5 protein-coding genes are annotated in these 13,058 nt (G+C 55.6%); 1 reads left to right on the top strand and 4 read right to left on the bottom strand.

The features are described 5' to 3' along the window. The first annotated feature begins 109 nt into the window (after positions 1-109). Positions 110-697, top strand: coding sequence for an RNA recognition motif domain-containing protein (locus tag RB_RS28355; protein WP_007328030.1), 588 nt, complete (start codon positions 110-112; stop codon positions 695-697). Between the two features lie 125 nt (positions 698-822). Here RB_RS28355 and RB_RS21590 read toward each other — a convergent pair whose 3' ends face one another. The 4 genes from RB_RS21590 to RB_RS21575 are packed head-to-tail and all read right to left on the bottom strand — an operon-like array spanning position 823 to position 12,908. Beyond that, positions 823-2,103 carry a hypothetical protein gene (locus tag RB_RS21590; protein WP_011122775.1) on the bottom strand — a complete coding sequence of 427 codons (1,281 nt, stop codon included), beginning with the start codon at positions 2,101-2,103 and terminating at the stop codon, positions 823-825. A 58-nt stretch (positions 2,104-2,161) separates the two neighbouring features. Next, positions 2,162-2,935, bottom strand: a complete 774-nt coding sequence (locus tag RB_RS21585; protein WP_007328032.1) for an SDR family oxidoreductase — start codon at positions 2,933-2,935, stop codon at positions 2,162-2,164. Between the two features lie 16 nt (positions 2,936-2,951). Next, positions 2,952-4,112, bottom strand: coding sequence for an aromatic ring-hydroxylating oxygenase subunit alpha (locus RB_RS21580; protein ID WP_011122773.1), 1,161 nt, complete (start codon positions 4,110-4,112; stop codon positions 2,952-2,954). 3 nt (positions 4,113-4,115) lie between these two features. After that, a complete protein-coding gene (locus tag RB_RS21575) occupies positions 4,116-12,908 on the bottom strand; it encodes a type I polyketide synthase (protein WP_164922335.1) in 8,793 nt (2,930 codons plus the stop codon). Positions 12,909-13,058 lie beyond the last annotated feature (150 nt).

The following is a 13,058-nucleotide window of genomic DNA, read 5'->3' as shown; positions in this document are numbered from 1 at the left end:
GGCGGATTGGCGGGCAAGAGGCACGATTGAGTCACCCCTCGAAATCCAGAGTAAAACCGCCTGGAACACTCTCGAATTGTTTCGCGAATTCCGAGGGAGGGGCAAAAAGATGGGATTGACTGGGGTATCGGGATGGTTCACGCTGCGCAGTCAGTTGAGCACCACATTTGGGTTGGTTGGTTTGTTTTGGAAGCGTTTTCCAGTGAAACGAGCCCGAATGCGAGAGGCATCTTGCCTCGTTGGTGACGGTTTGCAGGGTATCAGATTAGTGACGAACATTTATGTCGGGAACCTCTCGTTCAAGGCCACCGAAGAAGAACTCCGTGGCGCGTTCGAACAGTATGGCGAAGTGTCAGCTGTGAACATCATCATGGACCGAGAGACAGGACGTAGTCGCGGTTTTGCCTTTGTCGAAATGGCGGATGCCGAAGGCGCGAAGGACGCGATCGAAAACCTGAACGGTCATGAAATCGATGGCCGTAGCGTGACAGTCAATGAAGCTCGTCCACGCGAGCCGCGTAGTGGCGGCGGTGGTGGAGGAGGAGGCTACGGTGGTGGCGGCGGCGGTCGCGGCCGAGGCGGTGGCGGCGGTGGTTACGGCGGCGGCGGTGGCAACCGCGGCGGTGGCTATGGTGGCGGCGGTGGAGGATACGGCGGAGGCGGTGGCGGCGGCTACGGTGGCCGTGGCGATCGCTAGTCCCGAACCAAATCGCAAATAAGATTCATTGAACGGAAGCCAGTTTGGTAACAGATTGGCTTCCGTTTTTTACGTCCACTCTGCCGTCACGGTGACCTCATCGGAGCGTCCCGTGACGCTTTGCATCAGTCATCCAGTCCGGTCATCATCGGACGCTTCGATGGCATCAAAATCGCGTCGTCACGCGAAACCTCTTCTCGCATCGCCTTCAACCGTTCGTACTTGCGACGAGCGGCTTCCGCCACTTCCGGGTCTTCGTATTTTGGCGCAGTGTCGATGGGTGACTGCATCGCGAGCTTTCCAAATTCATCCAAGATTTCGGTCAAGCTCATCCCCGTACGGTCGCTGGTTCCTCGAGTGAGCCGAGTGATCATTTCCATCGAAAGGATGCCAGCCGAACGGAAATGAATCTCCGTCACGACGGGTTCCGCCGGGTACATCCCCATCAAAACCATCTTGTCGAAACGAACCTCTGAAGAGATCGTCGGAAGCGGCGAATTGACCGCTTCGTTGCCCAAATCCAATCGGTGCAAATTGGCTCGCTCATCACTGGTGATGTAGACCTCGATGTTGAGGTCATCCGCCGTTGAGTCCTGGGGCAAGTGCAACAGCATCAACTCCAACGCTTGACGACCACCATCGGCCACACCCGAAACGGTGTCGTCGCTTTTTTCAAATGCGAACATCAATGCTAGGGTCCGCCCCAATAGAACTCCGGACTCCTCCGAAGTGCCAACAATCCCTAGCGTACGAAATCGACTGACCGCGACATTGATCATTGGCTCCGGTTCGATTGTGTAGCCGGGACGTTCAATCTCATAGAAAGCTGCCGTGCAATCGGTGCCGAAGTAAACCCGTTTTTCCTCGTCGTAGTACAACTTGGGCTGGACCGACAAACGATGCTCCTCAAAGTACTGATCGACCTGTTGCCGGGTAACAGAAGGCAGCTTTTGCCGACCTTGTGACGCCATTTCCAATCCAATCGTGATCGCCGAGATTCGCCCCAACTCGCCATGCTGACCACTGCGAGCCATCGACAAAGGTGCAGAAACGGATGCTCCGGGAGCAACCAAACGACACGAGTTCCCCTTCGCCATCGTGTAAGCACGTGTCCACTCGCGTTCGGAATTTGGCAACGATTTCAACACAGTGATTTCGTCGCGTCGCGGCGCGGATCCGATCTTTCCAACGCGAAGGGTCAGTTCACCGGCCGACTCTCCATCGGATCTGGAAGACAAAGACGGTTGCGCAAAACTACCCAGGCTCAGTTCAGGCTCATTCGGATCACGTTCTTTCGTTGCCGTCGATTGTTCCGCGGTGGACTTCATCACCTGCCAAACAACCATCCCCGCCAACAGGACCACCAGCGCTATCGTCGCCCGTCTAAGAATCAATGGATCAATCATCGAACTACCAATCGCCTAGAAACATCTGTCACAAATACTTGCATGGCCGACTTTCGCATCACACGCGAATGCTGACGCCACCATCGATCACGAGCGTTTGCCCTTGGATCAAATCACTTCCATCACCACACAAAAACGCTACCACTGACGAAACGTCTTGTTCGCATAGCCGTCGTTTACCAACCATCATTCGTTCGCTCGCCGCTTCAATCAAACCTTCCGAACCGGGCATGCTGGCGATCGCGTCTGTGGCAATGATGCCTGGCAGTACACAGTTGAAGTTGATCCCACGATCACCAAACTCCAACGCAAGATGACGGACCAACGCTTCCAACGCTGCCTTGGATGCACCGATGGCTCCGTAATGAGGCACCGCCCAATTCGAACCGTGGCTACTGACGGCGACCAACTTGCCGTGAGATTCGCCCTCGGCCAAATACTTCCAAGCCGCTTGAGCCAACCACACCACCGGCGCTGAGTTACTGCGAAGAACCGCGTCGAAATTGACAGGTGTCAAATCATTCAGATCGCGAAAACCGCCCGCCGCGGCATTGCTGACAACAATGTCCAATCCGCCCCACTTCTCAACGACGCTCTCGACCATCGCGTCGACGTCTTCCTTGCAAGAGATGTCAGCTCGCACCAACATCACCGCTCCGCCGGAATTGGAAATCTCCGTTGCGACCTCGACCGCACGCTCTTCCGACTTCAAAAAGTTGATCGCAACCGACGCACCGCGAGCAGCCAATTCCAACGCGATCGCGCGACCGATCCCTCGGCTCGCACCGGTCACCAACGCTCGTTTGCCTTGCAAGTCCGCCAATGGTTTCATGCCTGTCCTCGATCCCTCATTCATGGTGATCTTCCAGCGTACCTTCTTTCGAAGCCGCGATTTCTGATTTCATTGATGTGTTCCAGTGCAAATGAAAGGCGTGCAGTCTTTCTTCACAGCGGCCAAAGATCCGACCGGCGTCTTCATCCGGATTGTCGCAACGAGCCGAATCCATGCCGGCCTGAACCAGCGGGAAAATCGCCGCGTCTTCGGCCAACACTTTTCGAGCCATCGATGCGGCACTGCGCCCCAATCCATTCGCGACCCGATTTCGAATCAAGCCGGACCGGGTGGGACGGCGGGTAAACCCGAATACGGTCAGCTTGCACTTCGATGTCCCGGTGGGTGTGATCTGATAAACCAAACTCATTGTGTCCGTGAACGATGCCATGATATTTGGGAACACGTGAACATGCTGATAGTGGGTCGAAAAATCTCCAACCAACCAACGCATCACCCGCTCTTCCGTCCGAGCCAAGAACGAATCGTCTCGCGCATCGGTCCGAAATCTGGTGCCCCAATCCAACAATATATGAGTGCTCTCACTCTCGCCCGGGTCGTTGCCAAATGTTTGCGAGTGGACCTCACTCAGATGATAACTTTCCAGCGAACCTTCGATCGGGATTTTCCAATCGCATGAGTACTCGAGTTCCTCGCAAAGAACCTGCTGCCACGAGGCCGTATTGGTCTTCGTCGCAAAGTCATCCAACCAAGCGTCGTTACCGAGCGAATTGGATTCGCCAGCCAGATTCACAAAGACCAATTGTCCGACGACGCGAACTGGAAAGCTGCTCAGCCGATACCGTTCACGATCAAAATGCGGGAAGTTTTTTGCAGCAGGAATCTTGCGAGTCCGTCCGTCACCGCCGTACTGCCATCCGTGATAGGGGCACTTCAGTTCTGTTGCGTGACCGCCTCCTTCGGAAACCAATTGGCACTGTCGGTGAGCACAAACATTTCGGAGTGCGACCAATTCGCCGCCGTGGTTGCGTACGATCAACGGCACTCCCAACCGGTCCATCGCTTGATAGTCGCCGACTCTGGATAGCCCCTTTGTCGTGGTGACCAATTGCCAACCGGAATGACGCAGCACGGACACTTCGCGTCGATGAATCGATGGATCGGTGTACCAGTTCGACGGCAGCAATGCCGGTTGAGAAGTCGTCGCGTGATACATGGCTTAGCGAAGCCAACCAATTTGGTAGCCTTCGATCCTTAGGATCAACTCCTGGTTTTGCCCAACCAAGATCGCGGACATCATCCCACCATCCGAGACGGTGGTTGATTTACCTTCCCATTGTACATGGACCTTTAATGGCTCACCGGGATCAGGCAAACGTCCAATCTCGATTGAATCAAACGAGACCGGCAGACTTGCTCGATCCGCAACATGGTATGCAAGCATGCCCGCGGCGTACAAAACCGCATCCATCGTCGCCGGCGACAAGACCCATCCCATCAAAGGACGTGCCTCGCCCGCCAAATGAGCTGGACTAGGGGCAACAATGGTCCCAACCGCGATCGGAAGTTTGGACATATCATCGCCGGACATTCCCGCGTTGACGTTCGCAAATCCAATTGACCGCAAACACTGCAGCGATGGTCCGTGGTAAATCGGGGCTGTCTCGTCGGAGTACTGCACTGCGGCCTCCGTGACTTTCGTATCGCCGATTGCCGCAATGGGCACGCTGTCGTTTCCCAGTTCGATCATTGCCGAGAAATGTGGGCGTTGAGCTTGGACCAACCGCCCGTCGCGTCGACGCAGATCGCTGACCAAAGACCACCGCGTATGCTCGGTTGGGTCTTGCAATAGCTCGACTGCTAACGAATCATCCCCTATGAGCTTCAGTGGCATGGTCGCCGAAATGTTTCGACAACGAACAACCTTCTGATTGGTTCCAAAACGTGCCGCCTCGGCCAACATTTCAATTGCCATAACGAATGGCAGCGTAGGACGACCGTTCACGAGGTGGTGCTTCAAAAACAAATCACGTTCAGGGTCGAGCGTTACCGCAAACGAATCCCGCGAGGTCGCTACCAACCGTTCTGTGGGGTCAATCATCGGCGAGGGGCCTGGCAACGAATGCCCGGCTCGCGATGACTCGGCGGGAAAGAACTTGCGGACGTAGCGACGGTCAGTGATCAGCACTTCCGCTTCATCACCACCATGCTCCATTTCATTTAGGAAGTGCTGCAGTCCTTCTTCGGCAGGCATGAATTCCATGCCAATCATGTCAAGTGCCAGCTTGGCTTCCGGTTTGGTCGCCATTCCGATGTCTCCCCAAGCGTGCCAATGAAAAGTCAGGCAGCGGGTCTGAGGGCGTTGTTGACGCAACCGGCCAATCAACTTCGCGAGCATGTCATTCGCGGCGGAGTAGTCCGTGTGACCGTTGGCGCCAAAGCGTCCACTGATCGAACCGTAGCCGACGAAAAACTCCAATGGATCCTCCTGAGTCGCTGCAGCCAAAGCGATCGTCCCATCCACCTTGGCGGAGAAACACTGAGCGACCTTGTCGGGACGCTTGCGATCAAAACGTGCATCTTGACCGGACCCAGCACCTTGGATGACTCCGTGAATCGCCCCTTCCATGCCTCGGATCTTCTCGACGACATCAGCAACGGCTTTAAAATCTGAAACGTTGACGCTGTGATAGGTCGCTTCGATCCCGCGTTCTCGACACGCTTGCAAAGTCAGATCGATCTCGATGGCCTTCTCGAGTTGCCGCCAAGTCTTGACCGGGTTGCCACCTTCTTTCTGAATGCGAGCCATCATCACACGACGCAGATCCGCTCGATCTCGCTGAGCATGCTCTCGCATGGACGGATCGATTTCCGGCACGGGGGCCATTCCCAATAGATGCAGTTTCAACCCGTGCCGTTCGGCCAGCGCCATCGCCGTCATCGCAGTGATCCCACGACCGCCGCCGGCAACAATCCAGGTTCCGCCCCGAGTGATTTGGTTCGCCACGGCGGCGATACCAAGCGGACGATAACAGGCTTCCGTGGCCAAGCGTTGTTCACCCGCCACGGCGACTTCTTCGTCATAAGACGGAACCGCCAATTCTCGGAAGACACCGTCCACCAAATCATCAGGGCTCGCACCTTCAATTTGATCGACAACCAACATCGGCGTGTCGCGATATCCACGCATCCAAGCCTCGATCAACATCGCTTTGGTTAGACCAGCCAACCCGCCAGACTCAGCCGAGCGACCTTTGATCTGTTCAGAAGTCTGGACCGATTCAGACATCGCGTCGAATCCGAAACCGCCACCCAACTTCAGCGTGGTAACCAAGGAAGCCTTGCCCATACGATCATCATCGATCGTTCGCTGCATCCAGCGTTGACACACTCGATAAGGAATCGCGAGTGCATCGGAATGTCGTCGTTCCCAACCGGCGGTGTCCAACGTTGTCCAGCAAGCCGCATCATCATGTGGCGTTGTCAGGAACAAATGTGGCGTCGAATCATTGGCCCAAATTCGATCGAGCTCGGTATCCAAATCTGACAGTGTCAGTTCGGCGGCGATTCGATAAACGGCTACCCCAGCCATCCGACATCGATTTTCAACCGAATCCGCGACAGGATTGTTGCCGACGATCAGCGCCGCCCCATTCAGCTGCGGCATCGTCGGCATCCCTTTTCGTCGCGGTGCCGATGTCATCCGCATAACGAAACGATGTGTTCCCGTCGCAGGAGCTTGAGGTGTCTCCTCAGTTGCGGTGGGATTCTGATTCAGCGAGGCGTTTTTTTTTTCGTCCGTAGGCTGACCAATCTGATCCATCACAAAAGCGTGAATGGATGAGAGGGTCGGGAAATCAGAAAGCTTCAAATTCGACTCACGAAGCGACTGCAACTCATATTGTTGTTCCAGTTCGCCGAGCAATTGAGCTCGCTTGATGCTATCGATGCCCAGTTCTCCTTCGAGATCAGCATCCATGTCGATGATGTCTTCATCGTATCCCGTTTGATCGACGACCAAATCAATCATCAATCGCCGCAATGATTCAGCAATGTCGGTCGGAGCTTCATCGCTGACCTGCCTGCATTCGATATCACTTTCGCAAGCGTCCAATGTTGCGTCAATCAATTCGACTTCGCCGCAACTCGCAGGATCACCGACCAATTGCAGAATGTCATTGAGCGAAGCGAACTGAGCCAATCGCATCGATTGCGTGTCGACTTCCAAGTTGCCCCACTGAACGATCTCGCCGATCAACTGAGCTTTCTTGATACTGTCGACGCCCAACTCGGCTTCCAAGTCTGCATCGAATTCAATCACTTCAGGATCGTATCCCGTCAGGTCGACAACGAGATCAAACAAGAACGATCGCGCCGAGCGGACGCGGTCTTGCAAGTCCTCTTGTACCGCTGAGTCGATTGCTTCCGTGGCAACCGCAACCGGTTGAAGATGCCCCGACGCAACACTGCCGTGATGCACGCCGTTTACATGGGCCTTTCCATTGCCATTGATTGACGGAATAGAAGCAGACGTTGTGCCAGCGTCACTCGCCATCGCTTTCGAAGCTAGATTGGCTTCATTGCGACTTTCATCCTGAACAGTCTCCTGTTGTCGCCGACTTCGACGAGTCACATCGACGACTTCAAACGTGGGCTGGCTCGGTTCAACAACGCTCGTCGCGACCGCTTGCGGTGCCAAAGTGACTTCGCCAACCGCGCTGTCAGTGGACCGGTTCGACGAGTCCACCGAACGACCGAGGGATTCATAAGCCAAATCGATCAATTGCCGCTGCCGATTCGGATCGCGACCACGATCATCTGCCGACAAACACAGGACATGCGGGGCGACCGTCGCGTTGGCCAAACGAGTCAGCACATTGTTGGGACCTACTTCCACCAGCAACTCGCAACCATCGTGGACCAAACGCTCGGTCGCGCCGCTAAAGCACACCGGACGGGTCAACTGGGTGACCAAATTGTCGACAATGTCGGAGGGCTCGGCCAAGTAGCGATTCGAAACGGCGGACAGGAAAGCAAACCGTGGAGGTCGTGCGTTCTGACCGGTGAACCGAGCTCGCAACATCTCTTGCGCCGGCATCATCTCGGGCGTGTGGAATGCGGCTGGAACAGGAATCACGATTGACGCCATTCCAGATGCAGCAAGCTGCTTCTTTGCAGCTGCCATTTGGTCAGGAGATCCAGCGATCACTGTTTGCTGTGGCGAATTGTGATGCGAAATCGTGTAGCGAACGTCAGATCCCTGCAGGGCAGCATCTACCGCCGATGGTGCACCGCGAACGGAGAGCAATTCACCACGCTCTCGTGTTGTCATCACCACACTGTCACTTCGCGACTTGGCAAACTCGATCGCTTGTCGCGTTGACACAACGCCAGCACACCAAGCTGCTGTGCACTCACCAAAACTGTGACCGAGCACCGCATCGGGACGCAAACCGCGACGCATCAGTGAATCGGCAAACATTGAACCGACCGCCAAAACCCAAGCCTGGGTCCACCATACGTCTCGACCAAGTTGAGAGTCGGGGTCGTGCAATCGATCCGAAACCGAAGGGAGTCCCATCGACTTCAGATTTCGATCGAATCCATCCAAGAAGGCTTGGCTGGCCGAACCATCCTTTGTTTGCAACCAAGTGGGCACGGCCGAGTACTGCGAACCTTGCCCAGGGAACAACCAACCGACGCGTGGATCGGAGAACTCACTGGAACGAGCATTTGGCAGCCAAACCCAGCCATCATGTTTTGAAAGCACGCCAGACACCTGCTGGCGAACTGGACCAGCCAATGCCGCCAATGCCGCCGCTGATAACTCGCTAGCGCCTTTGGCCAACAAGACTGCTCGGAAAGTCATTGCCAACGAAGGCGAGAATGCCGAAACATGGGTCTCGGTCGAAGGCTTCCCACCAGCGATCTTTTCCAAGGAAGCTGTCAGCGCATCCAACGATGCACACTGGAGTCGAACAACTAAAGTTTCTGACGCATCCAAGTCCGCCGCCGTCACGATCGCTTCGGAACGAGACCGTGTTGGCGCGGAAGAAGTCGGCTGAGGCGTGGATGCTAGGGAGGTCGAAATCAAAGTGGACTCGCCGGAAGACAATGTGGACGACTCGTAGTTCATCTGGGGGGCGACACTATAATTAACTCGATATCCGTCGTCGGCAACTTCACCGATGGGGATTGAAATGCCGGAAGCATCCTTGCGATTGAACTTGGGTGACAATGTCGCCGCTATCGTTCGAACGATACCCTGACCGCCGCCCATATGCCCGATTTGGCCGACCAATTTTTGTGAAGAAATAAATCCGGGCACTTCAGAAAGACTCGCTGATTCCGCACGAGCCACCTTAACATCCCCCGCGAAAGACTCGGTTGGCTTGGACAAAACTCCCAGAATCGTTCTTCCTTCCGCTTTGGCGTCGGACAGACGTTGGAGCGTCAGAACTGCGACCCCTTCGCCGGGGATAATCTGCGATCCGTCGGCAGGTAGGTCTTCGGGTCGACCTGATGGCAACAGTTGTTTCTTGTGAGCGAGCTGCTCAAAAGCAACCAGATCCATGCCTCGCTGGGTCACGCCGCACAAAGCTAGATCGATCGCATGGCAATGCAGTTGTTCCATAGCTGTGATGAGCGCTAAGCCACCAGATGCCTCGTCCGCGTCAACAGCAAACGCTCCGCCCATCAGGTCGAACGTTCTGGCGATTCGAGACGCGAGCGTGCTGGCGGTGAAACCACCGGTCTCATCAAGAAGGGCACCATACTTTTTCAGTGCCAACTTTCTAAGTTCATCGGCGGCGGACTGGGTTGCTGATGTGTCCCATCCCATCGCCGCCAATGCTTGACCCAGATGCTTTGCGATCTCAGGCAATCGCAAACCAATTTGCAGCTCGTTACTGAACTGACCGCCAAAAATCGTACCGACGACAACACCGACACGCTCGCGGTCGACCGACCACTTCCCACCATCGAATTCGTCCATCGCCTGGCGAACCGCTTCAATCAACATCAGCTGCGCGGGATTGGCATTCGCCACCATTTTCGGCGGGATACGGTAGGACTGCGCGTCGAACTTGAAATCCCGAACGTATCCACCGCGGCAATGTAGCGTTGTGTAGCTGGACCGATTCGGATCCAAACCCATCCAAGATCCGTTCTTCGCATCAACCACCCAGCGTCCTTCCGGCGGATCACTGATTGCGGATCGCCCGCTTTGAAGCAACGCCTGGAACTCTTGCAACGTTCCAGCACCCGGCAAAACCACTCCACGACCCACGATCGCGATGGGCTCCTCAGTCAACTTGGCTTCTGATGCGGAAGCGCCGGATGAAGGCTTCTCTTCGATCACCGCGTGAGCATTCAATCCACCAATGCCGAATGCATTGACCGCGGCGACGCGACCGCTGGACGCGGTTCGCTGCTGCCACGGTTCCACCCGATCCACAATCCGAACCGCTGGATCGCTCCAGTCGTGACGTTCCGTTGGAACAGCAAAGTTGATTGACGGCGGAATCTCTCCTCGACGCATCGCCAGCAAACATTTTACCACGCCAACCAATCCAGCGGCTTCCAACAAGTGGCCCAAATTGCTTTTGACACTACCGATGGGCAAGACCGTCCGGGTGCTTTTGCCATCTCGCAAAAGCGAAGTCAAACTTTCCAATTCCGTTGCATCGCCCACTTGAGTGCTTGTAGCATGGCACTCCAAGTAATCTATGTTGAGAGGTTCTGCATCAACCGCGCGACGCATCGCCGTTTGCTGACCTTCACTTCGCGGAGCCCAGAGGCCTTTGCCTTTTCCGTCGGACGCAACCCCCACACCTCGCAACGTTGCCAAAACAGGGAGCCCGTTGGCTTCCGCGACGCTTCGCCGAGCGACGACAACCGCGACGTAACCTTCGCTGCTGATCAATCCGCTGGCACGGTTATCAAAGGGGAACGATCCGGTTTCGCTACACGCGCCCGACTGAGAAAACAACGCTAGATTGTCGACATTGTTGAACGTTGCACCGCCAACGATTGCCAAGTCCAACCGATTCGCTGCAATTGCCGAAGCCGCATGCTGCAATGCCAAGAGCGAAGATGAACAAGCCGCGTCGATGACCTCTCGACGGCCTTCGAATCCCATCAATCTCGCCGCCAAAGACGCTGCCGAGTACGCATTGAACGCTGGCGAATGACCTGACTCATACCGAGGCCGATCACGTCGAATGGCCGATACAACGGTGTCTTTGACTCGGTTCCGCAAATCAGAATCGATGTGGTGCATTGACGGCACCTGATCCACCAATTCCATCGCGGTTTTTGCCATCGTCGCCATCGCGAGCGGGCCACCCAGTTCGGTTCCACCGCTGTGGCCGACGAACACGCCAGCTCGCATGGCTTTGATCGATAGCGTCCGACTGGACGCCCGATGCAGCGGCGAATCCGACGACAAGCTGCCCGTGCCAGAAGCGGCCTTGAGTGCCGCGACGGCGACCTGGGCAAACTGGCGATGCGTCAAATCAAAATCGCCTAAAGACTCAATCGCATTCTCGACGTTGGCGTCCAACGGGCCGGGCGAAACACAACCTCCCAACTGCGTGTACGTTTTTCCTGGAACACCATGCTGCTTCGCAAAATACAATTCGCGATTCAATCGGTCTTCAGGCATCGGTGCGATCACCGAACGCCCCTCAAACAGCATGCTTTCAAACGCTTTCGCGTTATCAACTCCACCTGGCAAACGAACCTCGAAACCACAAATCACACAGTCGTCGGGGTCGCCACTCCGGTGCGTTGCCGATGGTTGAAGTGCGGCTTGCGGTTCGGCTGACGGTCGCTTCGCTGCCTTCGGCACCCTTGTCGGAACCGCTGACCAATTGCCGATCATCTGCAGTAGTTCGGTGCTGCCAATCTCGGGTGTATCATCCAAGTGCGTTGTCGCGATCACATCATCGATGTTGGCGCGATCAAAGACCGGATCATCCCGAAAGTATGGCAAGAACGTTTTCACGAACGGATCCGCCATCTGATCCAACTCTTCGCGTTGAGTGGAATGGCCAGTGGGATCGGGCCGATCGAGTTGCCGTGGTCGTTTCAGCCGATCCGGTTTTCGCGTCTGAAGCCATTTCGTGGTGGCAGAATGGAACGCGGCGTCCAACGATTTGATTGCTGTGCCTTCTCGAGTCGTTAGATGATAAGTCCGACCGTGCAATCTCGGCGTGCTCATCACCTTGCAAATCGCTCGAGCGATCCAGTCCACATCGACGATGTTCTTGCGTTCGCTCCCTGAAAAGCCAAGGTCGCGAAACCACTGACCATCTTCCGGCAATCCAAATCGTGATGCCAACATCTGGTACATCGAGAATGCACCATAAATCGTTCGATCACCCGAGACAGGTGACAGTCCCGTCCGATCGATCACAATCGATGGGCGATAAACGGTCAGGTTTGAACCACGAAACGCTTCTCGAACGATGCCTTCGGCGATCAGCTTGCTTCGCTCGTAGTCGTTTGCGAACGACTGGCCTGTATCACCTTCGGTTTCTTTCACCCGTCCCGAACGGGTACCGCAAACATAAGCGGTGGAAACATGATGCAGCTGCGTGATCCCAACGGCCTTGCAGAAAGCCACGACTTCGCGGGTTCCATCGACATTGGTTCGGTAGGGTTCGTTGTCGCCCGTCGGATCGGCGGGCAAGAAGCTCAAGCTCGCTGCACTATGCAGCATTCGATCGCAATTGGCTCGCACCCACTGAATTGACTCGTCTGGCAATCCCAATCGAGACTGGTTCAAATCGCCTTCCAAAACTTTTGGCCTTGGCAGCGACACTTGCCACGCCTGTTCGAAACGCGCCAAGATTTGGTCGATGCGTTGTTCCGCTGTTTGCTTCCCCTTAGCTCGGACCAGGACCGCGCACTCGATTCGCCCCCGCAACAACTCAGCAACCACGTAGGAGCCGAGCATTCCGCTGGCTCCCGTGATCAAGGGCATTCGTCGATAGGGCGAGTCAGACATGATGTGAGCAGGGCTTCGTTGAACGGCGCTCAAAGCGGCAGAAGTACAAATGTTTCGTATCGCCCAAGTTTATTCACAGAATCCCTAGTGCAAATGTTGTGACATAAAAAGACGCCCTTGCCGTGGGAGCCAAACCGTAAGATCCGAATC

Source organism: Rhodopirellula baltica SH 1 (genome assembly GCF_000196115.1).
GTDB classification, from domain to species: Bacteria; Planctomycetota; Planctomycetia; order Pirellulales; family Pirellulaceae; genus Rhodopirellula; species Rhodopirellula baltica.
This window is presented reverse-complemented; position numbering and strand designations above follow the sequence as displayed.